A 26,575-nucleotide genomic window follows, 5' to 3' on the forward strand; every position below is an offset into this window, starting at 1 on the left:
CATCCTGAAACCAAAAAGCTCCTGCCAGCAAAGTGGCAGGAGCTTATACGGCAGGAATTCAGCGTGAACATCGCATACTTTCTTGAATGACATACACGGATGATATTACCTCAAATATTAAAATTTCATTACTTCCCTTTTAACCCAACTCGGTAATCCGCTGTGCAATTCGCGGAAACAGCCCAAAGGCATTCTCGTAGAACACCTTATCATGATGCTGCTCCGGTACAAGTCGACGGACAAATTCGGCATACAGGTCGATAGGGGCAAGCGGCCAGTCCGTGCCAAACAGCATTTTCTCGTAATGATCCGAATAGACCAGAGCCCGGCGGAAATGATCCATGAACAAAGGCTCGTTCATGAAGCGTTCAAAATGAGGCCGATCCCCCACCACCAGACCAGACAGATCCGCATACACGTTCGGATTCTTCGCCACCACTTCAGCTGCATCCATCACCCAGGGATCACCCAGATGACAGATCATGAAGTTCACACCGCGCTGCTGAAAGGCCAATTCATCCACGGTCAGTGGATGCGAATACTTGAGCAGCCCGTTCATGGAGTACGTGTCTCCTGTATGAATCACGACAGGCAGGTTGTACTTGGCTGCAAGTTCATAGACAGGGGTATAGATTTTGTCATACACATAGTGATGATAGTATCCGGCATAGAGTTTGATTCCGGCTACCTCAGGGGATTGCAGTCTAGCTTCAATCCGGTCGAGTTCGTCCTGAGCATTTTTTCCATCCAGCGCATTGGGATTAATGCCCACGCATTCCATGAGGAATGACGGAACCTTCACTTCCAAATCAAGCCCCATCGGGTTGGGGGAACTGGAATCCGGGAACGCTCCCTTCGTCTGCTCCGTAACCCCCATTCCAATGCCCAGAATGACGTCGTTTTTATCGAATTCCGCCTTAAGACCTGCGGCTGAGTAATCCACTTTGGACAGATCGATCGCTGTTCGGTGAAAGCTGTCGATGTCCGACAGATGAATATGAATATCAATGATCGGCATGTGAAGCCTCCTTTTTATCGGTAGAAGTTACAAAATTCAGTTTGAGAAGGTCATGCACATCCGCTGAACTCAGCGGGATGGGTCCCAGAACCAGATAGGTCGGCTCCGTCCAGACCGTCTCCCCGTGATAAAGTGTCAGATGATGATTCACGTGCAGACCCGTCACCTGATTGTTGGCAAAAGCCCATGCACTCTGATTCGGGTAACGATGGACCGCATGCAGCATGTTCTCACGCGAAACCGATCCGACTCGCAAAAGGTCTTCAAGTGGCAGGCCCACATCCACCTTGCCTAGTGGGAATCGATCTTTACCCGGTTGCTCTATCCATCCTTCCGTATATACAGAGGATGGCTGGAGGAAACGTTCCTCCGCAAGCGAGTAATCCGTCAGCGTCAGGCCACTTTCGTTTGTCACCGCAAGCAGCGTGCAGAGCACAGGAACACCCGGCAGCATCAGATAATGCTGGTGGATCGTGATTCCCCGATTTGCTTCATGCTTCTCAATTCGTGTAGTCAGCTTAATCCCCTTCCAGACGTTGCCGTATTGATCCTTCTGCTCTGTCCAGGAAGCGACTCTCTGTTCCAACTGGCGGCTGAAACCATTCATGCCCGGAACTCCCATTCCCAACCCGCCGTACCACGGATTCCACCATGAGCGTGGAGCCGGTTCAGGGTACGAGCTGTCCAGCCATTCTTCGCCTGCAACTTTCAGTGAGTGTACTACACTGCCGAATTCTGGAGCAACGGCGATCGACAATACGCCATTGTCTACAGTGTATACGGGTCCCGAAGAACCTTCTTCAATCTTCTGCTTCACCTCTGTTCCGCTCTGCGGGAACCAAAGAGCCGTTCGCTCCTGAATCCGATCTTCGCCCCGGTATAGCCCACGAACTTTCCAACCACTCACATGCTGGTGGCGGTCCACTTCGTCTGGTGAAAATGTCAGCTTGGCGGAGTTTAGATTCTGCTCCGGATTGAATTCCTTCGCTTTTACCATAACCTCCGGTTCGCTACCCAGCTGTACATACAGCTCCAGCTTGCCCGCAAGCGGAACCAGTTTATGTTCAGTCAACGTTGCTTGCAGCACATCCAGGGCAAATGGATTCCCCTCACTCAGTGTCAGATCCAGATGACTGTCCAGCAATGGAATGACCGGGTTACGCTGTTTCCGTGCAAACGCACGGAAATCATGCCATTTGGCGAACGTGTTCAGAGCAAACACCGTTTCCTTGGTTCGTGCTACAGCCCCTGCCTCCAAACGTCCCAGTTCATGCTGCAACCCCAGCGTGTATTCCGGACGAAGAAGCTTCAGGGATGGGTCCCAATAGATGCCGCACGCGCCATACTCTTCTTTGCAGAACAGCCAGTTCTCCGTAATCTGTGAGCTATTCCAATGGTTCGGATCACCCGCATAATCATCGCCCATGTCCACGAAGCGCCCCTGATAAGGAAGGATTAACCTGTTACCATAGAACCCGAAGTTATTCATTAGATACAGGTCCTCTTCCCAAGCAGTGTCTCGTGTATTTTCCACCTCGTGGTGGAATTCGGCGATTCCATTCGCAGACAGCTTGACCACGGACTTAATCTGTAGGCCAGGGAAATCCTCAGAGTCATACAGCGCTTCAAGAACCTGACGTTCCCCTTCGGGATAAATATTCACTTCTTTGGCTTGTTTCTTGGATAACTCTTCGGCAAACGGCTTACCCAGCTTCGGATAAGTCCACCAGAATGAATGACGGGAGCCCGGGTATTCAACCCACATGTTATTATCTTGCTTGCTCATATGAATGGAGAATGCGCCGTTGACAGCCACCCATTGATCCTCAATCTGCCCGCCATATTTGCCCTCGATCCCCTTCATCAGGACAGAAATTTTGCTTGTAAAAGAGATCGCATGGCTCCCCACGGGGACAGCCGTCACTTCTACTTCTTGGAAATATAGACCATATGAACGCAAGGTGAAGCGTACTGGCACAGACACTTTGCCTTTGGCAGGCACCGTAAAGCGTATCGAACGCTCCGCCCATTCAAGGAATTCATCCTCAGGCAGGTTCAGGCTGAACTCCGTTTCTGCATCCACATTATTTTCCACATTCAGAATTAACTCCGCCGGGATACCTGGATAGAGCTCCTTCACGGGCAAAACGGTCTTGATCTTGGCTGGGAATTTCGGGGCGACACCCAATCTGAACTCCGCTTTCTTACCACCGATCAACCATGTGCTGGCAACAACGGGATGGGTCTTATTGTTATTCTGTTCCTCTGTAATCGGATCAAGGTGAAACTCACCTTCCACGGTAATGGTTTCTCCCGGAGCAACTGCTCGTGCAACGTCTAGCGCAAATCGAATGTTTTTGTTATCCTGACCCTTGATTTCGATCGCCAGTTCAGACGCAGAAGTGTTCTTAATGCGATAGCGAACCTTATAGCTGGAACCGAAAACCAAATCATGATCATCGACCTCTGTAGCGATTTCGTAATCCGGTGTTTCGAGGGCAGTCAGCCCGCGACCCGACTTTTCAAACTCAGCCCTCAGGGAGACCTCTCCCTTTTTCCACGTATAGTCAAAGAAATCAAACCCACGCTCCCGTCGGCCATCCGGCTCGACGACGAGTTCACGCGTGCTGTCTGCATACCAATCCAGCTCCTCGAAATATGGAGCGAGTGCTTCGGTCTGCAAGATGGTGGGAATGAAATTCATCAGATGCACATTCTCATCTTTTTTCTCCCAGAAGAATCCGCACTTCTTGTACATCGGTACAGCCTTCGTATTGCCTGCCCATGTGAACAGATCCAGACGGGGCCATCCGGCCTCTACGGTCTTGCGCACAGCATTCAGGATCAGGTTGCGTCCGACTTTGTAACCGTGATAATCGGGGCGTACGTTAAGCAGCGGTACATATAACGCTCTCTCGTCATAACGGTAATGAGCAAAACTGCAGAAGCCAACTACCTCTTTCCCATGAACGGCTAGAAATGCATGAAGATTGGACGAACTCTCCATCTCGCGGCGAACTGTTTCCTCTGTTCTAAGGTTGGTGCCACCTCCCCAGCTCTCATTACTACGGTTCCACATATCCGCGAGTGCGGCAGCGTAAGAGGGATCGTATTCAATAATGTGAATTTGATCGATAATCGAAGTTACGGTCATGTTCGGATCTCCTTCTCTGTATGTATAGGATGGTGAAGAAGCTAGTGATAGTCTTATCATACTATAATTGGAAACATTTTCAGAGTGTTATATTGGTGTCAGATTGTTAGGGGCGATCAGTTATCTTATGTATGGTCTAACATATCCCGCTGTGACGGGCTAAATCGGATATGCATGTGAGTTTTGACAAGCTCTATTCGCTATTGTTACTCTTTGTAGAGGAGTGTTTCTTAACTATAAAAAATAGATAGATTCGTGGAGGGAAAGCATGACGGAGTGGATCACGCAATTTATACTTTTTTTCAAAGATTTGTCGTACGCAGGTCTCGTTCTTGCCTTGTCGTTTGAATTCGTACCTGCTGAACTCGTACTGCCCATGGCGGGCTATTGGGTGTATCTTGGAGATATGAAGCTGTGGCTGGCTATACTAGCGGGTACCATAGGCGGAACGTTTGGACCTCTGACATTATATGCCCTGGGACGTTACGGCGGCAGACCGATGGTCGAAAAATACGGCAAGTATTTCTTGATTCGCCCCCACCATCTGGACGCTTCCGATACATTCTTCGAGAAATATGGCAGCGGGGTCGCTTTCTATGGCCGTTTTGTACCTGGCATTCGGACCGTGATCTCGATCCCATGTGGTATGGCGAAAATGAATGTGTTTAAATTCAGTATCTTTACATTCTTGGCCATGCTTCCGATCACATCATTGTACATTTACTTAGGCTTCAAATTAGGCGCTCAATGGGAGCACGTGGACGAAATTGTTAAACCTTATATCGTTCCAGCAGCGGTGGTTTTCTTGGGCGCATTTGGATTGTATGTGCTTTTGAAACGTTGGAAAAGAAGAGCGGCTCAAAGCGAGTCATAGGCTTGGTGAGGTAAGGAAATGAGATGAGAAGTCCGAGGTGCTTGTTACTCACTGACCAATAAGAATACATGTAAAGCCCTGCGATCGTAAAGGATCAACAGGGCTTTGGTTTAGAAAAAAAGGAATCCACTATATGCGGATTCCTTTTTTAGCCATTATCGACTTAAAGTCTTGATTTACTTTATTTATATGTTTTTCGTAACCTACCGTACCGAGGTCACCCCTGTAAGCCTCACGTATCCTTTTCATTTCAAGCTCTATAGAGCGTTCTGACCCCATCGGTGGTGGTACAATCATTACACTATCTGAAATCTTTCTTGTTCTTCGAATGCCTAAGGCAGTACGTGAAGCATAAAGTCGCTTCTTTTGTGGAGAGAGACTTCTGAAAGTTTTTTTGACTTGTCTTTCCATTAGATCATCTCCTTATACATAGTATAACTCAATTAATCGTAACGCAGCAACAGTATCCAGATACATTAAACCCAGCCCACCACGTTTAGCATTAAACCTTTGAGCATAGTAAGGATATAATCTTGATTTGGGAATGAAGGAAACAAAACCATCTTTCTTATGTAAAAAGCTCTGCAAACAAGCTTCCCCAAGAAGTACATCAGTGGAGTTTACAAATTCACGATTGGGATGGTTGTAGCGATTAAAGGGGGCGTTCTCCAAAAGATCAACAAAGATATGATCATCTTTAATCTGATAAGCAATTGCTCCTTGGATATTGTTATTACCAACTACGAGAAGTTTATACGGAGTAGCTGGATGTTGTGAACCTATGTATAGTGACCAATCAAACTCTTGCTCCCATCCTTGATCCTTAAGTGCTCTTGTTTCGTTTACTTTCAAAACCTCAAATTTAGCTGGATATAATTCGCCACTGCTATGTTTTAGCTGCCATTGTGGCATTCATTCTCCCCCTTGCTCCATTGTTAATTGAATTTATTATATCTAATTTCAGTAGAACATTGTATTCCATTTGTTAGTTTGTATCTGAGCATAAAGAAACGATCGAGAGTCATTGTTTAACTGGGGAATTTAGTATAAACTATAGAAGAATTAGTGGCCACTGATTCTAACTCAAGGCAAGTATTCTTAACTATTGCAGCACAGAGGAGAAAGTCCACTAGGACACTAATATGTATTCCGAAACGGACAATAAAAAACCAAGAAATTGGTAATGCACTCGTCATGAATGAAAAGTATGATTAGCTCTAGGCTGATCAAATGTAAGAAATTAAAAATTCGTAATTTATAAGTAACATTAGGAACCTGTAAAACTACGTGGAAAGAAAATCGTGTTCTGCCCAGTTTGGATACGTGCCTCTTTACGGAGGTAGCGTATGAGAAAACGCAGAAAGAGAAGACAACAAAAGCAAGACAGGCTGGAGCAATATGTGATGGGAGTGCTTACGAGCGTAAGTGCGGGTCTAATACTGATCCTTATCCAGAGACTGTTCCAGTAGTCAACGAAGAAGAGGGGGAATGTTTCCCTCTCTTCTTTTGTTTTCGTCAAAAAATGTGAACAAGTAAAAAAATCAAGTTTAAAGTCCTTAGATTAATTTATTGCTAGTAATTCAAATAACTAAATCAATTCCTGCCTTCTTTTCAAATACACATACAACACTACGCCAGATGCCGCACAGATTACCGCACATAAACCAATGAATCCATATCCCGCCTGAAGTCCGCGCAGCAACCCCAACTGAGTCGTTGAACCGTATATATTCTTCACACCTTCAATGACCCAGCCAATCACATAGTTACCGATCACACTGCCCACACCCATGAGCGTAACCGTGAATGTAATCGCAGTGTCACTGCCGTTCGGATATCTGCGTGCGATAAACGCCATTACTGTTGGATAGATCATCGCTATACCTGTACCGGATACCGCAAAGAAGAATGCAAGACTCTCTCCTCCGGCAAGCGCAATAAACGTACAAATGGCCGAGAACGCAGAGAAGATTATCAGCGACAGTACAAATCCGATCCGGTCCGTTAGAGGACCCAGCAGCAAACGTCCAAGCGAGAACGTGAGGAAGAATGCTGACAGTAACCCCGAAGCTTTCACCGTGTCCCACGTGTAGGCTTTCTCCAGGAAGTTAACGAGCCAACCCCCAACCGCCAGCTCCGATACCACGCCAAAAGAAAGAATGAGCACCATCAGCCAGATGGCTGGATCACGTGTTAACGTCTTGAGCGAGGTCCGATCTTCATGTGGAAGATCGTCTCCCGGGAATTTGCTGCGCAGCGCCGCAATGATTGGCAGAAGACAGAGCGACAACATGACCAGATACATGCCGCGCCAGTCCAGTACGTGTCCGAACACACTCAAGGACATCACCCCTGTCGCGAGCAAAGGTGCCACCGTTGAACTTAACCCATAGAAGAAATGGGACAGGTTCATCATCGTACCTGTGTTTTTTACAAAGATCCGCGCACCCAGAATCGCCAAAGCAATCTCCAGCATGCCGTTTCCGATGTACATGAAGAAGTACGATGAAGCAAAGAGCGGATAGTTATGAGACATGTAAATGAACACACCCGATAAGATCATCGATGCAAAAGATATGATGCTGACGGCCTTGATGCCCCATTTGCGAACAAGAATAGCCGTGAACGAGCAGGCGATCAGGTACCCCAGTGCGTTAAGAGACAATAATGTCCCGAGCTGTTTCTCATCCAGATTAAAATCGAATTGAATGCGCGGAATGGCCGGCCCCTTAATATTTTCCGATATCCCAAATACGATAAATCCCAGAAAGATCGTTGCCAGTTGCATGGCGTACAGCTTATTGAACTTTCGTTTGTTCCCTTGTGTACCTGCTTGCTGATTCAAAATAAGTTCCTCCATTGTGTTCGGAAAAATGGTTACACGTTATAACTACGATTGCATTACCATCTTCCGACCGCTGTTATCCCTGTATTTTTTTGAATCGTTCCTAAAGGTGGAAATACAGTGATAAAGGCGTTCTTCAGATTGGTTCTGCCCTCTCCGTTACCGTGTCAATAATTTGTACATTTGAAATAGGTAACATGGTTAAGCTTTACCACTGCTTTTCAACCACCTGAATGCGGTAGGTCAGGCTCTCCAGTGTAACAGCGACTAGTCCAGTCACATACTCCCGCCGAGTGTCTCTTTGGATGATTAACTCCGGCATATGTTCCTGTGGGATCAGGTGATCCCGACAGCCTTGTAACAGGTCATCCCGCATAGCCGGGTCCATTGTATCGCCCGTAACGACAATCGCTGCCGGGTTAATAATCGCAATGATGGAGATCAGCGTCTTTGTGACGAGTTCCTGCAACCCTTCTGTCGTTTTCAACATGCGCAGCTGTTCTTCCCGTGACACGCCAAAAGGTAAAAAGGATACTTCTCCCCCAAATTGCGTATTCCCGGTCAATGGACGACCGTCGATGATAAAGCCCGCACCCGGAAAATGGTTCTCCGGAAACGTAACCACCGCAAAGTTCTTCTCTTCCTCAAATTGCTGCTGGTTATAAAGTCCGTAGACCGTCAGGTTCATATCGTTGCCAATGACCACTTCCACGTCTTCATATTGCTCCTTGAGCCTTGGCCCAAGCGGTTGATACATCAGCTCCGGTACATCGCAAATTCCAATCACACCGTTGTGCGCCACCCCAGGTATGCCAATACCAATCGCCTGCACATTGTGGTGTTGTTCGATCAGGTTCGCAATCAGATCCTCTACCACCGCGACATTAATCTCATCCAAAAAGAGTGTTTGTTCGTCAGCCATCTCTCCGTTCAGATTGGCATATGTATGTGTGATCGAGTGAATGCCGCCCTCTGTCCGAATAATCAGACACAGCACACTGGCGTACTCCGCATTAAACTGATACCGACTCGCAGGTCTTCCCCCACTCGATTCATCTGGGCCCAGATCGATAATTTCACCCGTTTGGAGTAATTCGTTAAGGATCGTGCCGCATGTCGCAACGCTGAGTTTGGTCAGGTTCGCGATGGAAGCCTTGGTGCCTACGCCCATGGATCTAAGTGTGTTCTTTACCAATTCAACGTTAATGCGCTTAACCTGGTGGGTGTTGTGTGATGTAGGTAACATCGTTAGTTATATGCCTCCTTTCGTTCATTTCGAACCATTCAATGAATGTTTTTAAAAGTATTTTAATAATTGAAGTGTAGGGGGATTTGTGGGGAAAGTCAATGCTTAATTGGAAGCGGGAATCGTTTGGATGGAAAGACAAAAAGACAGTTCAAGATCATCTTGTGTGATCCTGCACTGTCCTTTAGTTAAGGTAAATTTATGTAGACTGACTCATATGATTTGCCAAGATGCTCTTCTCCAGTCGGACTTCAAATAACTTTCGGTTTAGATCCTGTTCCATGGAATGAAGGTGATATGCTGCTTGTTTCACGGTATCCATGTCTAGCACACCTGCCTGCTTCGCAATGATGTCCATAGCGTCTAGGATGAGTTTGTTGCATGTGACCAGTTGATCGATGTAATCGTCTTCTTGTCGGACTAGTTGTGCGTACTGGGAAGACAGGTCTTCGCTGTTGGTACTTGGCATGTTAACCTCTCCTTTTTTAATGAGAGGGTAACATATCACTAGAAAAGATGTGGTACGTGAGAACGTACCATTGTATTCCTATTCGCATCATTGTTTATTTACAGTAATCATATATTTGACTGAATTTATAGTAATCTTTAAGTTTTGCCTGCTACACATGCGGCTTTATGAAGTATTATTATTATAGATTTCCAACATAAGAATCATTAATTCAGTTTTTATATAAATATGTGAAACATTCCTAGAAGTTCCACTGTCTAATTATTGGAAAGAACATATATTTAGATTGGAGGTTAGCTTTATGAATAAAAAATTAGTTTTTTCAACAGTCATACTCTCTTTAATGGCAGGTGGAATGATTTACTCAGGTACACTTGATCAAAGGAATTCAGGGTCAGTCGTTAATGGGGATGCTCAGACTTCAGGACCTATAAATAATCAAGAAACGGATGAAAAGAAAACCTTCAAAGGTCAACTAGAGGTATTTCCCTTCGAGGATGGGGTTAAACAAGCAGATTTAATTGTCAAAGTAGTATTACGTGAAAACCTTGGTGAACTTACCGAACCCGTGCCTAAAAGTATATTTAATGCTCAAATTCTAAGTACACAAAAAAGTGACCCTACACTAGTATCAGAAACTATTAGTATCATGCAACAAGGTAATCGTGAAGTCTTGTTTAATGATAATCCGCTATTCCAAGAAAATGAAGAATATATTCTATTCCTGAAAAAAGCTGTTGGTTCTGTGGCAGAAGAATATCCAAACCTTTATTGGATACTGGGTGAAGAGACTAATATGTATAAAAATATTAGAAATAACACTGTTGAAAAATTAGGGTATATTGACAAAGAACTTTATGATGTTGAGAACAACCATACTTTAAATCTCAATGAAACGACTAACACACAAGTGCTCAACGAAGAAGCATTCATTAAGAAAATAGAATCAGTAACTAAATAATTATTAACAAAGAGAAAGAAATGGGTTATAGAATATGAGAAAATTCCTAGTAAAGTTGTCGATAACTTCTCTTCTTTTATCAACTCTTGTTCCTATAAATGCATATGCACATAAGTCTCCTAATACTTGTCACTCGAATGGAGAATCTTCTGGATACTCTGTTGATTGTAACAATCATCAAGGTTCTTCAAGTTTCACTTATAAAGCTGCTTAATTTTTCTTGTATTCGAGTCCCACAATATAAAAAATATCCACTTAGCTACAACTTAGATAGCATATTTGTTACATTATTGTTGGCATTTCCTCCCCCTATTTGACACCCACCTCAAAAAGATCTATCCTAATAACGAACCACCCATTCACTATTAAGGAGTCGTTCCCTATGGTGCAAGCCAAGAAAGACGAAGTCAGGAAAGAGATTGAATACGCGGCGCTCAAGGTCTTTTTTGAAAAAGGCTATGTGGATGCCAAGATGAGCGATATCGCCGATGAGATCAATATTTCCGTAGGCAATATCTATACTTATTTCAAGAACAAGAAAGAATTATTCTACGCTGTCGTGCCGCCGGATCTGGTGGATTATTTGAAAAATGTGCTGGTGGAGACGATTCACTTTGATAACCAGACCTTGTTCGAGGAAACGGATAGCGAGCGAAAGTCAGCGTTATTGCAGGAACAGGTGGATGTATTACGTAAATACCGGAATCAGATTGTCATCATCTTCGAAAAGAATAAAGGCACCATCTACACCAACGCAAAGAATGAGCTTGTCGAGCTGATGATTGAAACCAAGAAGGCCTATCTGAAGAATCAATATAAACGTTATGAGATTGGCACGGAGGAAAACATGATCCTGTTGAACATCCTCGCACACAACGTGATCGACATGAACTTAGATCTATTGAAGCGGGATATGAGTGAGGACAGCCGGAAGCAAATTTTCGAAGCTTTGTATGTCTACAGACTGTACGGCATGAAGAGTCTCAACGAATAACGCTCCATCTCATCATTTATGCCGGGTAGACAAAGCGTGCAGATCATATCAACTCCAATTGGTTTGCACGCAAAAAAACTTCATCATAAATCAGCCTATTTTTTTAACTTAAAAATGAATTAATTATTCATTATTGAATCAGGTATCTTATATACCCTATCTACTCGCTTCACCCACAATTCTAAGGAGGAACACAATATGAACACCGCTTACGCATTAAAAAACGTCCTTCTGATCCACGGCGACTCAAGCCGCAATCTGCAAAAAAACATGACGATTCTCGTCAATGAACAAGGTCTTATTCAGGATATCGGCCGAGATCATGAACTCAATATCCCAAGTCACTACACAACCATCGACCTCTCAGGAAAATACGTAATGCCAGGACTGATCAACGCCCATGTGCACCTCTTTGCAGATGGTAAACCATTCAGTCTTTCGGTCAGCGAAGGTATGTTGAAGTTCGCATATGATCGAATCCTGAATACCAAACTCGGCAGAAACGTTTTGAAAAAACGCATGAAACGCAACGCACTGACCGCACTTCATGCGGGTGTAACAACGATGCGCAGTGTGGGGGAATTCTTTTACACCGACGTCCAGCTGCGGGACGAGATTAATAACGGCGACTTTGTCGGTCCTAATCTGCTTGTCTCTGGGTTTTTCCTAAGTGTCACGGGCGGACATGGTGCTCCATTCCTGGCTCTGGTTGGCGACTCCCCGTGGGAAGCACGAAAGAATGTGCGGATCAATGTGAAACACGGTGTGGATCTGATCAAAATCTGTGTGACGGGTGGCGTGACGGATGCGAAAATGGTGGGCGAAGCTGGTCGTTTACAGATGACGGTGGAGGAAGTTGCGGCGATCTGCGATGAAGCGCATAAGATTGGTTTGCGGGTGGCAGCCCATGTGGAAAGCACGGAAGGTGTACGCGTTGCGTTACAAGGTGGCGTCGATACAATCGAGCATGGTTCGGAGATGGATGACGAAATCATTCGTTTGTACAAAAATAATCCCAATGCCCTGAATGGCTACACCGCACTCATCCCCACCCTGCAAGCCGCTTATCCATCCGCCTCACTGGATATCAGCGTAACGAAGGTAAGTGCAACGGTAAAAGAGAATTCCAGACTCGTCTACGATTCCATGCTCAAAGGTGTGAAGCAAGCGATCGAAAACGACATCATCATTGGTATAGGCACCGATGCCGCCATGCCTTACGTGACTCACTATGATATGTGGAGAGAGATGGACCACTACATGAGACAGGCCAACCTGAACAACAAACAGGTCATCGACATGGTGACCCGAACCAATGCAAAGATCCTGGGCGTTGATGATGTAACAGGGACGGTGGATATCGGCAAACATGCCGATCTGATTATCATGGAGCAAAATCCGCTGGAACATATCGAGGCCTTGTCGGACATCTCTATGGTCATGGTTAAAGGAAATCTAATTCAAACACCATCTGTCACCAAAATCAAAGAAGTCGACGATGTTCTAAACTCAGTTTGGTGAATTCAGATATATAAACATAGAGTCGATCAGTACTACGTAATATTGGCTTCAATTAAATATGCTTTATCTTTAGGCTTCAATAATTCAGGCATTATGCTTTGAGGTGGCGGAATATTTTCAACAGGTTCTCCATCCAAAAATAATTCAAGTGCTTCTTTCGCCATCAATAATGCTTCTTCAACTGAATCGCCACAGGTGATACATCCAGGCAAATCAGGAAATGTAACATTAATTCCATCCTCAGCAAAATTAAAAATTGCGTAGTATTGGTAAGTTCGAATCATATGGGACACCTCCTGTTATCTAAACTTCTAGCAAAAACAGCAAAAAGCCTTTCGGATAATATCTGAAAGGCTCTCAATTCGTTTAACTTTTCATTTCCCTCAAATACATTGTTATAAGATTAATCATTCAACCCTTTACCCTCCAGGATCGGCTGCATGTACTTCTCGATTCGTGATACTTTCGTTTTGGATTGCTTCGGTTGTGAGAAATAATAGAGATAGGCCCGCTGCCGTCCGGGTGTGAGTGCTTCAAATGCATCTCGGAAAGCAGGATTTTCATCGAACTGCTGCTGAAGTTCCTCAGGAACGCTATATTCGGCAGTCTTTTTCATTTCCACTTGCAGTCCGGCCTGTTCCACTTCAATCGCTTGCTGGATGTAGGCTTTAATCCAAGCCTCCTGCTCCACAATCTGCTCCAGACTGGTGAAGCGAAGCTGGCGTTCTGCCTGTACATTCTCCGTCTGCTGAACCAAAATGCCGTGTGTATCCTTCAGCAGAGCACCTTTGAAGAACAGGATCGCGACGTACTCTTTGAATCCATGGATGAGAACGATGTTTTTCCCATCGAGCATATAACAAGGATGCATCCATTTCATATCCTCTGTTAGGTCAAAATCTCGAATAATCTCTCTCAGCTTCGCGGACTCTTCCTGCCACGATTTAAGTTTCTTTATATAGCCGTCAACTTTGCGATTTCCACTTGTTTCTGTCATGGAGAAGTACCTCTCTTTATCTCATGTTCTTATAGGTTCAATTGTACTGGTTTTCAGTGGATTGTACAGCGTTGCTTACAGAGCTTTTATTGACCTTTCCACTTGAATTTAAACCTTAAGAACAACAAAGACCAACTTCTTCAGAAATGCGATAACAATGGAGGAGGATATGATTATCCATAAAGCAAAAAGGTCCATAGACAATCTATGGGCCTTTTGCTTTGGTTAACATTTCTGGCTTAAGCTAATATCCAGTAGTGACTGTGTCTCATCTTCCAACATGGAGGAAGCTATCATCATGAAGTCTTCAGCCCCAATTTCAAAGTGACCTCTACGAAATGGAAACCCCCAATTGCGATTCCCGCGCGTAAAACTGAGTTGGTCTAACAACGTTGCGATCTTGACTTCTCGACATGGAAGATAACGGAGATCTCGGCGAAAGGGTACAAATGATTCCGACATCTGATATTGGTAAACCCTGTCGTCGATAATCTGACCAATAGCGGTAAAAGCCTGAAGTGGCTTGCCTGTTGATATCTCTGTACGTGGAGAATAGTATATCATCCAGTCACCCGGGGACATCTGCCGCAACATCGCTGACTTGCCATGGCACAGCTGCGCAAACCCTCCCTCTACGGCTACATTCACATGAGAAGCTGATACAACACCAATCCAATATCTACTGTCCTGATTTGGTTTCATAGATACATCCCATCCCCTTCTCTCGTATACATCTCCAGATTCGATATCAATCGATTCAATTGCAAAAAATGATGTCTATAGTGCATCTCTATCAACAAAAACCACTCCTGAGCATTTAGAGCGCCAAGCCTTGGATGAAGTATTTTGTTGTTTTCGGACGCTTGGTGTAAAAGGGGTTCTGTATTCCTCATCCGTTCCACGACCATGTGAAGCCCCTCGCTCAAGGACTCCTTGCTCTCGGGTGGTTGCGGGGTGTACTGCGGGGAAGCAGGTACTTTAACAGGGACGGGAGGGAATTGTCCTAATTCAAACACTTGCCTACCTAATTCTGTTTTTTTCTCATCCGAGTTTAATGTCGAATCCTTGCTGCTCAAACACTGCTCAATATTATGAAGCTGCATGAAAAGCGCTGATTGAATCAAATGTACATACATCTGTCCAATGGACCATTCCTCCTCACTCTGTTTTCTATGTAAGCTATCCATATCCAATTTTCTTAGTTCTGCCAAATATCTCTCTACACTCGTTTCCAATGATTCCAATACTTCCGTTGTACTTCTCATCCTTCAACCAACTCCAATTCCTTTTGATCTGTGATATATCCAAGTATAAAAAAACACTACTGACAGGTGTATGTCAGTAGTGTTTTAAGATGTTTTTGGCTACTTCCTGCATTCGAAAGCGTAAAGATTCCGGCTCCAGGACCTCGATATCTCCACCCCAGCCCAGCAAATAATGCAATATTTCCTCCGGATAGCGGACACGAAAATGAAAAATGACACCTTTCTGTTGCTCCTCAAATGCATCCATATAGAAATGAAGGGCTTCCATAATTTTGTCAGCAATCTCAGGTTTAGCCCGAATTAATACCTGTTCGTTACGGTTGTCAGGAGGTCGATAACTGTTCAGATCAAAATCCGGCGGTAAAGTGAAGTGATCCTCAAGCTCTGAAAGTTCAGTCATGCGTGACAAACGAAAATGACGAATGTCTTGTCGCAAATCACAACGTGCAATTAATACCCAATTCTCCTGGACAAGCGAGAGTCCATAGGGTGAAACCTCACGCATGTTATACCGAGTGCCATCCGCTCCCGGCATTTTCTTCAGGTACATAAAGCTAATCTTACGTTGCTCCAAAATGGCATTACGAATCTGGTTAAGGTATGTCTTCACCCTCACTCGGGTTAAGGGTTCAAGCGTATGAAGCGTTCGCATCGTTTCCCGGACACGTGTGGACTCGTTACGAACGGATTCAGGTAAGATGGCTTCAATTTTCCGTTGAGCCGATTTAGCCTGCATCGCGTATTCCGTATCCAATCTCTGTTCAATAAAATCAGCTCCCATAAGCAGGGATACCGCTTCTTCTGCGCTGAAGCTTACCGGGGGCAGAAAATATCCTTCCATGAGGGAATACCCATGACCAGGCGCTCCCATAATCGGAACACCAGCCTCACTTAATGCCTGAATATCTCGATATATTGTACGTACACTTGTCTCCAATTGAGCCGCTAAATCTTCTGCTCTTAACATCTTTCTTCGCTGCAATTCAAGCGTAATCGCAAGCTGCCGCTCCGTTTTGTTCATTTTCTAGCCCCCACCGTTTCATCATCCAGACTTAACTCATTCTATCACATTAACTTGTCCTTTCGTTTCGTGAATTACAGCAATGGAATGCCTTACATGCCACCAAGATGAGACAGTCTTTATCCGAAAAAAAACTGACACCCCAAAAGGATATCAGTTTTTCTTCTACTTTTTAGCTACTTTTCGTCTATTTCCATCTATTCCCATCTAATTTACATACAGTTAAATCTTTTCTACACTTCTTACACGTATATGGCGAGCAACAAGTTATAAATCATCGTCGCAGCTTCCGCTCGGGTCGTTTCACTTCCTGCACGAACCGTATGGTCCGTATATCCGCTCACAATTTTGGCATGCACCGCTGCATCCAGTGCTTCCTGTGCCCAAGATGGCGTCTGCGATGCATCCGTGAAACTTGGTTTAACGGATGTATCGCCTGACATGCCGGCCTGTGCATCTGAACTTACTTTCAGCGCATTCGCCATCATGACTGCCATCTCGGCACGCGTAATCGTCCGATTGGGCTTAAATGTATTATCACCGTAGCCTTTCACAATTCCGGCTTGCACGGCTGCGGCAATATCACCTTTTGCCCAGTCTGGCAGACTACCTTGATCTGCAAATGTCAGATCTGACTCCACGGACTTCAATGCCAGCGCCTTGCTGAGCAACGTAACAAACTCTGCCCGTGTGATCTTCTTCGATGGTTGGAACGTACCATCTGTGTAACCTTGAATCACGTTCATGCCCAGCAAACGATCTGCGTAGTCGGAAGCCCAGTGTCCATTCAGGTCAGACAGATTCACCGGTGTGTAACTGGACACAACAAATGTACCCAGATGATTCACATTGGCCGTTATGCTTCCTGCTGCATTCATCTTGCCACCGATAAATACCCAGCTCTGACGAGCTTCATTATAATAGTAGATTGCAGGTTGAGTGCCATTCGGCAGTTCTGCCGAATCCACTTTCAAGCTCAATGCCGCCTGATCATTCAACGTTCTTCCGCCACTGCGGCTGATCTGTACAGCTTGTCCAAGTACATTCAGGGAAGCTGTATTCTGCAACTTGTCCTTGGCAACCACGGACACTTGCAACGTATCCTTGGAACCAATGGCTCCCGCTGGAGCGTTGAATTGTACGATGTCTTTCAATCCCGTTTGCACCGGCTGATTCGCTTCCACCTCAACCTTCACTTCAGTGGATGAGTCTGATCCCGTTTCAGGGTTCGTTGGTGTGGTTGGAACGGTAGGCGTTGTTGGCACACTTGATGTACTTCCCCCTGAATTCCCACCAGAGTTGCCTCCATTACCTCCACCTGAACCCCCGCCACCATTGCCCGAGCGGGCTTGTACAGTCACGGTACGGATAACTTCCTGTGCTACATTACCAGCGATATCCTTCACGTTATACCGAAGGGTGTAGATTCCTGCTGCTTGTGTGTTCACCGTGCCATCCACCTGCACGGAACCACGGATGCCCACATTATCAGAAGCCTGTGCTCCAGGCTCATTGTACGCGTCTCCCACATTCAGCGTCATCTGGCTGCTACCTTGCAGGGTGATGACGGGAATCTCACGGTCTATTTTAATGACCAGAGGTAAAGTATACGTTTGTTCCAGATCATCGGTTGCCCGGAATAAAAGGTTATGCTCTCCCGGCTCCGTTACCTCCAAAGGCGTATTCTCTGTATATGGTTCATACGTCTGTCCCCCATCACGAGACAACTCGATGATCGCAGAAGTAGCAGGTGCGTATACTGCGCTGATTACACTAACCGTTACGGACTGGTTCGTCCATGTATCCGTGTGATACGGCTGGCCGTCAGCGGTTGTCATATTGCTTTTTAACACTAGCACCTGATTATTCGTGCCTTCCACAATGACAGTGAACGTTTTGGGTTGAGACTCCGTGCCACGTTGTACGGTTGCCGTCAGTTCCAGTCGCTCATTATTGTCCGGTTGCAATAGCAGCTTGCCCTCGTTATTCATTAATTCCGGTTTGGAGCTGGACCAGCTAATGGTTGCACCATGCTTCCCTTCAACAGGAAGGGTAAGATCGGAATGAACCGCGTTCAGATCGCCCAGATCGATTGCTTGAAGCGTATCGGTTACCGCCTGTGCGTCACTGTACGGTGTGGCACTCACGAAAATTGGGTTGGAATAGAACCACAGATCGCGATAGTTGCTATCGTTAATTTGATTAAAACGTGTCGTTGCATCGGCTGTCGTATTTTTCGGATCAAGCTGCGGTTCACCATTGACAGTCTCACCTGTCACGTTCATGCCCAGATTCGTACCGCGCAGGCGGAAATACTTGTCCTGGTCTGTAGCTTTGATCTTGTACGTGATGACATTATAGCCCTCGGCATCTGTCGTCCAATCGTTGGATGTGAAGGTAGCCAGTACTTTGGTAGAGTCGTTGGTGTCTTTGGTATAAGCGGCTGTACCCTTCTGGGCTTTAGCTGTCACATCCCCAGCGATGAGATCGACGTGATCCACCACGGGTACTTGTCCAGCGGACGTACCACTGTTGATTGGATTTTCATAGTTGTTGCTCGTCGTTGGACTCTTGAAACGAATCTTCAGCTCTACTTCATCGCCTTGGGTCACATTAAGGTCTCCACCCATCTCAACCTGAGCACCCGCTCCGGAAGCTGTGAAGTCCAGTGCGTTGATCAGGTCACCGAATACGGAAAATGATTTCCCCGAACGCAGTCCATCCAGAACAGCCTGCATACCTGTACCCTCAACCCAGGAATACGTCTTGGCATATTCGCCCGGGAAATAACCACTGGAATTCGTGCCAATCGTCTTGAAGTGGTAATCCGAATTGCCATAGTTCCAGAAGTGACGTCCTTCTCCAAGCAATGCATCCCATAGTCCGCCAACCTTGGCGACCATATAGTCTACACCGCCGTATGTACGATATTTGTATCCATCATCAGCGGTCGGATTAGCTACATTGTAGCTTGAGTTGTACCCTCCACGATCCGGTTCCATCTGGTTACCCAGCATGCCTTCGATACCGAATACCACTTGCGGAGCCAGATCGTTGAACTCACGGAAGTCTGCGACCGTATATTTGTTTTTCCCGCGTGAAGGATGATTGATCATCGCATAACTGGTCATTGGATAGTTCGTTGCGAGCCAATTGATGGCGGTTAGCGCATCCTGATGAGTCGTGTAGGCACGACCTCCGTCCTGATCCCAATTCGCTACCTCTGCCGCATTAAACAGGTTCGCTGCGCGATTCGTGAAACGGTACTCGAATTCCTTGGCAGCGTTCAGCGCTTCGGTTGAGTTAGGCTCATCCGTGAGAATCCCCACCCCAACGTGTTCATGTGTTGGCATGTCCCATTCAAAACCGGAGAAGATTGTTTTACCTGCGTATTTGCCTGCATCCTGAAGGGCCTTGATCTGTGGTACCTGATATTCATTCATTCCTTGGGACATGGGTATTGGTCCACCCGAAATGTCGTTACCGTTGTGATCTCGCTTGGATAACCGCAAATGATCCGTAAGCGCGATCCAGTCCAGCCCATATTTCGTTAAACCCGCATCGAGCACGTTCTCCAGTGATACCTGTGCGTCATCGGACTCAAACGTATGTACATGCAAATCTCCCGTTTGCCAAGAACCTGTTGCCAGGCTGTTGGTCGGTGTGTTCTCTCCTGCATCTGCATACGTTATTGCAGCAGGGAAAGCTCCCATGACCATCCCTGTAGCCAAGGGTATAAGTGTAAGCATAGCGAGTATCTTCTTGCGTTTATTAGTGAACAAAATCGTCCCACCACCCGTTCTGAGTTGTTGTGTCGGGAGTAAATATAAGAGACTTTTGGGGGCAGGGTCAACGACCTGGGAGCGTGTATTTAAAATTTTACATATAGCTGCATTCTTTCATATTCCGTTAAAGGTTTCTCAAGCTTTTTCTAACAGAGTCATACTCTGCGCTGCTCCATATTGGGATAGTGAATCCAGGGATAACGCAGCAATTAGGAGGTGATACAAAATTCAGAGATTGTTCACGATTCAGGAAAGTTCCACCACTGCTGTGCATCATTAGGAGGAGAACACGCGTAGGAGGAATCATCAAGCGGAGAACATAGTGGATTTTGTAAAAAAGATCAGGGTTACGCATATGCTGAGTATAAAAAAAGCACTCACGAACCATAGGCATAATATGCTCTGAAGCCGCAGGTAATTTGGGTTAAGCAGGATTTTCTTTCAGCCTTTACATCTTTACTTTTGTGAACTAGGGACGAGTTGTTTGTGAAATCAGACCGATCTCCACTTTATACTTAAACTGGAATAATACGATTCATAAACCGATAATGTTGAAGATGGCTAACAACGCAAAGATCATTATTCATTGAAGGAGTTGCACACTTTTGAAAAGATTCTATCTAGGTTTTGGATTAACGATCACCATTATCATTGGACTATTATCAAGCTCTACTCCAACAGAAGCAGCATCGAAGAAAGTAAACTTAAAATTGTCAGATGGAGGGACGTACTATGGTGAAGTTTTAAACGGGAAACCTCATGGTAAAGGAACCGCAAGATGGGGAGAAACCGAAGTTTACTCTGGAGATTGGGTGAGTGGTACGCGGCAAGGAAAAGGCAAGTATACATATACATTAGTTGAAGGTGGAGGTGTCCCCTTTGAGGATTACAATGAATCTAATATGGGCCATGGAACAGGTGAATTCACTACAAAAACCTACACCGGATCATGGATTAATGATACATATCATGGTAAAGGAAAAGAAATTACGCAATGGTTAGAAGTACAGTATCTTACTTCTGATGGCAGGGTTTACCCTGTACATGACCATTACAACAACACCATTAACGATGGAACATTCAATCAGGGCAAGATGTCTCAGGGATATTACGCAATCCACTCTTCAGATACTGTCTCACTAGGATATACTGATCATACGACTACGATTGCTCTCAAAAATGATTATTTCAACGAAAAGTTAACCGGGGATAAGGACTTTTTTGACACGATTATCAATTATAAAAAGAAACACGGTTCTTCTGAAAAATATATTGGGATTAAACCATCCGAATTCTCCAAAGGTACATTAACTAGTGGCAAATTCACGGGGGTTACACATCTAATCGATTATAGTAATTCAGTTAGTTATTCTAAACAAGTCATAATGAACGATAACGTATTAAAGGAGAATCACATAACATCTGCTGTCTTTGATAAAGATCGCAAGAAAATCATAAATGAATTCCTGCAAGCTATTAAGCCCTATTCAGTCAAAATCAATACCATCTCTGACGAGATTATGTCATTAAAAGACATTAACTACGAGGGAATGATCCCCTAGGTAGTGGAGGTCACAAAATGAGAAAAAAGCGATGGATTATGAGCATAATCAGTTTGATTATCATACTTTTCATGAGCGAATTCGTGATGTTGTACTCAGGGAAGGTTGGGGTTCTCAACATAACGCAGAGAGTTATTTCAGGTGCACCTCATGTTATCGTTCAAGGGCAGACACTGTCTTACCAAGGTAAGATTCATTGGGAGGAAATCCAAAGTAGTATCGAAGAATATTCTCTAAGCGATGAAGGGACGGTTTTGTATAAAGCACAAGGCACCCCTGTCCCACCACCTTGGGTATATGTGAGAAAAGAAAACAATCAGGGATACCGTTATATGGTCCCTCAGCTCCCTTGGAAACTATAAAATGATTTAAATTTGATTTACAATCGCGAGCGGACATCACAAGATGTCCGCTTTTGCTATGATTTTATAGCCTTTCTCGCTCAATGGTGACATATCCCACTTAGTTCGCGTATCGAATACAATCCACCATAGAACCTCTCACTAACCATCCAATCCGTTAAACTGCCGAAGCATGGTGGTAAAACGCTCCAGTTCCTTATCATCCCATCTGGATATACGGTCATAAAAAGCTGATTCCTTCTCCTTGAGCGCACCAATCGTCGATTGTTGACCAAGTTCTGTAAGAGCCAGTAGAACCCCACGCCGATCTTCGGGGTCTGGCTCTTTGCTTACATATCCCGACTTTTCGAGTTGTTTGATTAACCGGCTGACCGAGCTGCGGTCCATCGCAGTAGCGTCTGCCAAAGCAGCGGCGCTTGTTGGGCCATAGGAGTAAAGCCACCGGACCAGGTGAAAGGCGGCAGGTTGCAGGTTCGCATCAAAACGCTCGGCAGACCGAACGTTAAGCGCATGGGAAGCACTGATCAGTGCATGAATCTGCTCACCCAGCGCTAGCTCCAGGGTTTCTCTGTCTTTGGTTTTGATTGGATTTTCACTCATTACTGTTAACTCCCTTTCCCCAATGCACGAAAGTAGACTTCCGGAAATATAGTTGACAAATATCAATTAATTATTATAGTTGATTTATGTCCATTATATATTTCGACTCTATTCGTGTCAAAAGGAGATCTAATCATGAAAACACCACAACCCATTATTGTGATTACCGGAGCAACAAGTGGTTTAGGGCAGCTCGCTGCAATCGAACTCGCGAAACGCGGTGCACACCTTATACTCACAGCTCGAAGCAAGGAACGTGCAGAAGCTACCAGGTACAAAATCAAGGAAATCATGCCTTCTGCCAACATCGAATTTTTCTTTGGAGACTTGTCCTTACTTAGTGATGTAAAACGTGTGGGGCTTGAGATTGCAGCCGCTTATCCGCGTATAGACGTACTTTTGAATAATGCCGGACTTCATGCTTTTGAACAGAGAGTCACGTCCGAAGGATATGCCGAGATGATTGCCGTGAACTATTTGGCACCTTGGCTGTTAACGCACACATTACAATCTTCCCTGACCCAGTCAGGCCATGCCCGAGTCGTCAATGTTGCATCTGAAGCTTCGCGGAATCATGGCACACTGTTGCTGCCTGATGACTTGACGGATATCACTCCTTTTACTGCACGCGGTTCCTCTGCAATCTATGGCAAAACCAAACTGCTCAATATTATGTTTACTGGTGAACTAGCTAGGCAATGGCGCGGAACCGGGATATGTGTAAATGCCTTGAATCCAGGCTTTAATGTGACAGGTCTTGGACGAGAACTATGGTTTGCAAGTGTTCTTGAGCGCATTTTAACCTTTTTGCACATCGGCAACCCACGACGGGGTGCGGATATCATAACTCGGTTGGCGGTGGAACCGAAGTATGGAGAGGTTTCGGGAGGGTATTTCAATGTGGGAAATGGAGCATCTATTATTCCTATACATCCTGGCGGAGATGAGGCCATGCAAAACAAACTGTGGATGGTTACGACACAATTGATGGAACAACGGGGGTTACTGGATTAATTGCAAACAGCAAAAAAGTCTTTCAGATCAGATCTGAAAGACTTTCACACTTCTCAACGATAAAACAATCAACCAAACCGGCCACTAATATAATCCTGCGTACGCACATCGACTGGCTCTGCGAACATGCTCTGGGTAGCGGAATACTCCACGACTTCACCGTTCAGGAAGAACACGGTCTGCTGGGATACGCGAGCGGCTTGCTGCATGTTATGAGTCACCATCACAATGGTATAACGCTCCTTCAATTCATGCGTCAGCTCCTCAATCTTGAAGGTTGAGACGGGATCAAGCGAAGCGGTTGCCTCATCCATCAACAGAATATCCGGCTCTACTGCCAGCGCACGCGCAATGCAGAGACGTTGCTGCTGACCTCCGGACAGACTTAGCGCGGAGCGTTTCAGGTTGTCTTTTACCTCATCCCACAAGACTGCGGAACGCAGGCTCTGCTCTACGATCTCATCCAGCTTCTTTTTGCCATGAATACCATGCTGTTTGGGGCCGAAGGCCACGTTGTCGTAAATGGATTTCGGAAAAGGATTCGGTTGCTGGAAGACCATGCCGATCTTCTTGCGAAGGGTCTCCACATGAACTTCACCACTGTAGATATCGGTTCCCCCTACGGCCACTTTACCCTCAATCCGTGTGCCGGGTATCCGGTCATTCATGCGGTTCAGCGTACGCAGCAGGGTCGACTTGCCACAACCCGAGGGTCCGATAAAAGCAGTAATTGCACGCTCGGGAATTTCAATGGACACTTCCTTCAACGCTTGAAACTGACCGTAGTACAAATTCAATTTGTTGATCTCGATAATAGGTTGCACAAGGTGCCCTCCCCGGTTGAAATGGATTGATTTGCAGATTCAGCTTAGACAGTTGGCGTTGATCCAGAGACGATACCGATTAACAGTACCTCTTTTCATCATGCTTGATTTTTGCGAGCATTCAGCCACAGGGGCACACGGAACAGCACATTAATGAGTAACGCTACAAAGATCAGCACCGCTGTTGTTTTCTGCGCAATTTCCTGCGCATCCGGTACAATGGCTTCCGATTGAATGTACCAGAGATGTACCGCAAGGGTTCCTCCCGGCGAGAGCAAATTAAAGTCCCACATCTCCCCGGAGGTAGACACCCCAGCGGTTAGAATAATGACAGCACTCTCACCAAATGCCCGGCCTGCGGTCAGGCAAATGCCTGTCATTATCCCGTTAATAGCCACCGGCAACAACACTTGGCGGATCGTCTGGAGATGCGTTGAACCCAGTGCGAATGATCCATTGCGAAGTTCCACCGGAACCGCCCTGACGGATTCCTCTGTTACCCTGGTAAGCACAGGCAGGTTCAGGAAAGCAAGGCTGACGGCTGCGCCCAGAATGGTAAGACCTATTTCGAAAAACTCCACAAACAGGGCAATACCAAACAATCCAAAGATGATGGATGGCACAGATGACAATCCCTCCACGCAAATACGAACGGTCTCGATTAGCTTATTGTTTGGTGCAAACTCTGCCAGATATATGCCTGCCGCCATACCAATAGGGATGGAGATGAGCAAGGACAGAATTAACACATAGAACGAGTTGAATAGCGCCGGTCCGATCCCTCCCCCTTCTTCAATCTCACTAGGAACACCGTATAGGAAATCCCAGCTGAGCAGAGGCAATCCTTTGTTCAGCAACAGAAATAACAGTCCAACAATAAACAAAATGACGACAATGCCAACGCCCCATACCATACCTGTAAAGAGCCGATCCATCAGCATGGATGAACTTCTCCGTTTGCCAAAAGAATACGATGGGACGATAGCGTTCGCCTGCTTCTTCACACTCATACGTTGCGGTCCCCTCTCTTCTGAAGCAGTCTTACGATAACAATCATCAGGATCGAAATCGCGAGCAGGATAAAGCCCATCATGTACAGACCATGATTCCAGGTGGAATCGAATTCGACGCTAGAGATTTGCATAACGATATTACTGGTCAGCACGGCTGTTGGCGTAAACAGACTATTCGCGAGCTGTGCTGTATTACCAATGACCATCACCACCGCCATCGTCTCACCGATCGCACGCGTCATGCCAAGAATGACGGCGTACATAATCCCGCCTTTTGCAGCAGGTAAGACCACACGAGTCACGGTTTGGAATCGGTTCGTACCAAGTGCATAGGCCGCATCACGGTATTTGTTCGGCACAGCAGATATGGCATCATCACTGATCCGGCTAATCGTCGGAAGCACCATAATAGTCAGCACAATGGACGCAGCGAGTAAGCCGTCAGCCAGATCACGTCCACTGATATCCCTTAGCCAAGGGATGAGGATCGTCAACCCTAAGAAACCGTATACCACAGAAGGGATACCCACCAGCAGATCCAATACGGGACGCAAAATATGGCGAAGCCATTTGGGTGTCATTTCAGCCAAGAATACGGCAATGATGACAGAGAGCGGAATGGCGAACAACATGGTGAGACCCGTAAGAGCCAGTGTGCCGAGGATGAAGGTCAGTGCGCCATAGTGTTCATTTTCCGGGTCCCAGTTGGTGGAGAAAAAGAATTCACGCAGCGACACATCCGCAAAGGTAAGCACACCCGTGCGCAGCATAAGGATCAAGATACATAAGAGGACCAGACATACAAAAATCGTACTGCCGATACATACCATGCGAAACAGGTTATTAGACCACCTTAAACGCGCCTTACGGTTAAACCGCGTGCCCGATTGAGCGGCCTTACCAATGCTTGTACCAAGCTCACTGGGGGCAGGGCTGTTCGGGGAGGGATTCAAATCGATCATGAAGGCTCTTCCTTTCACATAGAGAAGCCAGCTCGCGACCGTGCGCAGAAGCTGGCTATCCCTTTTCTTATGAAATGTGAGAATGACG

25 protein-coding genes are annotated in these 26,575 nt (G+C 45.7%); 8 read left to right on the top strand and 17 right to left on the bottom strand.

The genetic code is table 11. From position 1 onward, the window contains the following. Positions 1–139: 139 nt before the first annotated feature. Positions 140–1,018 (bottom strand): amidohydrolase family protein, encoded by an 879-nt coding sequence (locus tag AB4111_RS17975; RefSeq protein WP_442032617.1) that lies wholly within the window; start codon positions 1,016–1,018, stop codon positions 140–142. Beyond that, positions 1,005–4,172 (bottom strand): GNAT family N-acetyltransferase, encoded by a 3,168-nt coding sequence (locus AB4111_RS17980; protein ID WP_442032618.1) that lies wholly within the window; start codon positions 4,170–4,172, stop codon positions 1,005–1,007. Before AB4111_RS17980 ends, AB4111_RS17975 begins: the two co-directional genes overlap by 14 nt. A 268-nt stretch (positions 4,173–4,440) precedes the next feature. Between AB4111_RS17980 and AB4111_RS17985 the strand changes: the two genes are divergently transcribed. After that, positions 4,441–5,046, top strand: a complete 606-nt coding sequence (locus AB4111_RS17985) for a DedA family protein (protein ID WP_442032619.1) — start codon at positions 4,441–4,443, stop codon at positions 5,044–5,046. A gap of 129 nt (positions 5,047–5,175) precedes the next feature. Here AB4111_RS17985 and AB4111_RS17990 read toward each other — a convergent pair whose 3' ends face one another. Next, positions 5,176–5,457 carry a hypothetical protein gene (locus AB4111_RS17990; RefSeq protein WP_442032620.1) on the bottom strand — a complete coding sequence of 94 codons (282 nt, stop codon included), beginning with the start codon at positions 5,455–5,457 and terminating at the stop codon, positions 5,176–5,178. Positions 5,458–5,469: 12 nt separating this feature from the next. Beyond that, complete coding sequence (locus AB4111_RS17995) at positions 5,470–5,958, bottom strand: hypothetical protein (RefSeq protein ID WP_442032621.1); 489 nt, start codon at positions 5,956–5,958, stop codon at positions 5,470–5,472. 434 nt (positions 5,959–6,392) lie between these two features. Here AB4111_RS17995 and AB4111_RS18000 point away from each other — a divergent pair, with 434 nt between their 5' ends. Next, on the top strand, positions 6,393–6,515 hold the full coding sequence (locus tag AB4111_RS18000; protein WP_278298672.1) for a hypothetical protein: 123 nt from the start codon (positions 6,393–6,395) through the stop codon (positions 6,513–6,515). A gap of 119 nt (positions 6,516–6,634) precedes the next feature. Here the strand turns inward: AB4111_RS18000 and AB4111_RS18005 are convergent, their stop codons facing one another. The 3 genes from AB4111_RS18005 to AB4111_RS18015 all read right to left on the bottom strand — a co-directional run bounded on the left by AB4111_RS18005 (position 6,635) and on the right by AB4111_RS18015 (position 9,606). Beyond that, complete coding sequence (locus tag AB4111_RS18005) at positions 6,635–7,834, bottom strand: MFS transporter (protein ID WP_442032790.1); 1,200 nt, start codon at positions 7,832–7,834, stop codon at positions 6,635–6,637. A gap of 265 nt (positions 7,835–8,099) precedes the next feature. Further along, the gene (locus tag AB4111_RS18010; protein WP_442032622.1) at positions 8,100–9,137 is read right to left on the bottom strand and encodes an ROK family protein; all 1,038 of its coding nucleotides are present in this window, start codon (positions 9,135–9,137) and stop codon (positions 8,100–8,102) included. A gap of 199 nt (positions 9,138–9,336) precedes the next feature. After that, on the bottom strand, positions 9,337–9,606 hold the full coding sequence (locus AB4111_RS18015) for a hypothetical protein (protein WP_442032623.1): 270 nt from the start codon (positions 9,604–9,606) through the stop codon (positions 9,337–9,339). Between the two features lie 301 nt (positions 9,607–9,907). Between AB4111_RS18015 and AB4111_RS18020 the strand changes: the two genes are divergently transcribed. The 3 genes from AB4111_RS18020 (at position 9,908) to AB4111_RS18030 (ending at position 13,082) form a co-directional block, all read left to right on the top strand. After that, on the top strand, positions 9,908–10,567 hold the full coding sequence (locus AB4111_RS18020; RefSeq protein WP_442032624.1) for a hypothetical protein: 660 nt from the start codon (positions 9,908–9,910) through the stop codon (positions 10,565–10,567). Between the two features lie 382 nt (positions 10,568–10,949). Continuing rightward, complete coding sequence (locus tag AB4111_RS18025) at positions 10,950–11,561, top strand: TetR/AcrR family transcriptional regulator (RefSeq protein WP_442032625.1); 612 nt, start codon at positions 10,950–10,952, stop codon at positions 11,559–11,561. Positions 11,562–11,759: 198 nt separating this feature from the next. Continuing rightward, positions 11,760–13,082: an amidohydrolase family protein gene (locus AB4111_RS18030; RefSeq protein ID WP_442032626.1), complete on the top strand. Its 1,323-nt coding sequence runs from the start codon at positions 11,760–11,762 to the stop codon at positions 13,080–13,082. Positions 13,083–13,114: 32 nt separating this feature from the next. Here AB4111_RS18030 and AB4111_RS18035 read toward each other — a convergent pair whose 3' ends face one another. From AB4111_RS18035 to AB4111_RS18060, 6 genes are all read right to left on the bottom strand, one after another. Next, on the bottom strand, positions 13,115–13,366 hold the full coding sequence (locus AB4111_RS18035; RefSeq protein ID WP_442032627.1) for a type II toxin-antitoxin system HicB family antitoxin: 252 nt from the start codon (positions 13,364–13,366) through the stop codon (positions 13,115–13,117). A gap of 119 nt (positions 13,367–13,485) precedes the next feature. Beyond that, positions 13,486–14,079: a YdeI/OmpD-associated family protein gene (locus tag AB4111_RS18040; RefSeq protein ID WP_442032628.1), complete on the bottom strand. Its 594-nt coding sequence runs from the start codon at positions 14,077–14,079 to the stop codon at positions 13,486–13,488. A gap of 225 nt (positions 14,080–14,304) precedes the next feature. Further along, positions 14,305–14,781 (bottom strand): EVE domain-containing protein, encoded by a 477-nt coding sequence (locus AB4111_RS18045; RefSeq protein WP_442032629.1) that lies wholly within the window; start codon positions 14,779–14,781, stop codon positions 14,305–14,307. Next, positions 14,778–15,344: a DinB family protein gene (locus tag AB4111_RS18050; RefSeq protein ID WP_442032630.1), complete on the bottom strand. Its 567-nt coding sequence runs from the start codon at positions 15,342–15,344 to the stop codon at positions 14,778–14,780. The genes AB4111_RS18045 and AB4111_RS18050 overlap by 4 nt, the downstream gene beginning before the upstream one ends. 73 nt (positions 15,345–15,417) lie before the next feature. Next, positions 15,418–16,365: a helix-turn-helix transcriptional regulator gene (locus tag AB4111_RS18055; RefSeq protein ID WP_442032631.1), complete on the bottom strand. Its 948-nt coding sequence runs from the start codon at positions 16,363–16,365 to the stop codon at positions 15,418–15,420. Between the two features lie 242 nt (positions 16,366–16,607). Continuing rightward, positions 16,608–20,147 carry an S-layer homology domain-containing protein gene (locus tag AB4111_RS18060; RefSeq protein ID WP_442032632.1) on the bottom strand — a complete coding sequence of 1,180 codons (3,540 nt, stop codon included), beginning with the start codon at positions 20,145–20,147 and terminating at the stop codon, positions 16,608–16,610. A 608-nt stretch (positions 20,148–20,755) separates the two neighbouring features. On the opposite strand from AB4111_RS18060, the gene AB4111_RS18065 reads away from it, so the two are divergent. Further along, positions 20,756–21,712 (top strand): hypothetical protein, encoded by a 957-nt coding sequence (locus AB4111_RS18065; protein ID WP_442032633.1) that lies wholly within the window; start codon positions 20,756–20,758, stop codon positions 21,710–21,712. Between the two features lie 17 nt (positions 21,713–21,729). Next, positions 21,730–22,074, top strand: a complete 345-nt coding sequence (locus AB4111_RS18070) for a hypothetical protein (RefSeq protein WP_442032634.1) — start codon at positions 21,730–21,732, stop codon at positions 22,072–22,074. Positions 22,075–22,215: 141 nt separating this feature from the next. Here the strand turns inward: AB4111_RS18070 and AB4111_RS18075 are convergent, their stop codons facing one another. Then, positions 22,216–22,674: a MarR family winged helix-turn-helix transcriptional regulator gene (locus tag AB4111_RS18075; RefSeq protein ID WP_442032635.1), complete on the bottom strand. Its 459-nt coding sequence runs from the start codon at positions 22,672–22,674 to the stop codon at positions 22,216–22,218. Between the two features lie 135 nt (positions 22,675–22,809). Here AB4111_RS18075 and AB4111_RS18080 point away from each other — a divergent pair, with 135 nt between their 5' ends. Then, on the top strand, positions 22,810–23,688 hold the full coding sequence (locus AB4111_RS18080) for an SDR family NAD(P)-dependent oxidoreductase (RefSeq protein WP_442032636.1): 879 nt from the start codon (positions 22,810–22,812) through the stop codon (positions 23,686–23,688). Between the two features lie 68 nt (positions 23,689–23,756). Here AB4111_RS18080 and pstB read toward each other — a convergent pair whose 3' ends face one another. The 3 genes from pstB to pstC all read right to left on the bottom strand — a co-directional run bounded on the left by pstB (position 23,757) and on the right by pstC (position 26,487). Continuing rightward, positions 23,757–24,512, bottom strand: coding sequence for a phosphate ABC transporter ATP-binding protein PstB (pstB, locus tag AB4111_RS18085; protein ID WP_253439865.1), 756 nt, complete (start codon positions 24,510–24,512; stop codon positions 23,757–23,759). A gap of 98 nt (positions 24,513–24,610) precedes the next feature. Next, positions 24,611–25,522, bottom strand: coding sequence for a phosphate ABC transporter permease PstA (gene pstA, locus AB4111_RS18090; protein ID WP_124115740.1), 912 nt, complete (start codon positions 25,520–25,522; stop codon positions 24,611–24,613). Continuing rightward, on the bottom strand, positions 25,519–26,487 hold the full coding sequence (gene pstC, locus AB4111_RS18095) for a phosphate ABC transporter permease subunit PstC (protein WP_442032637.1): 969 nt from the start codon (positions 26,485–26,487) through the stop codon (positions 25,519–25,521). The genes pstA and pstC overlap by 4 nt, the downstream gene beginning before the upstream one ends. Positions 26,488–26,575 lie beyond the last annotated feature (88 nt).

The sequence above is a fragment of the Paenibacillus sp. 2KB_22 genome, assembly GCF_052115745.1.
Taxonomy (GTDB): domain Bacteria; phylum Bacillota; class Bacilli; order Paenibacillales; family Paenibacillaceae; genus Paenibacillus.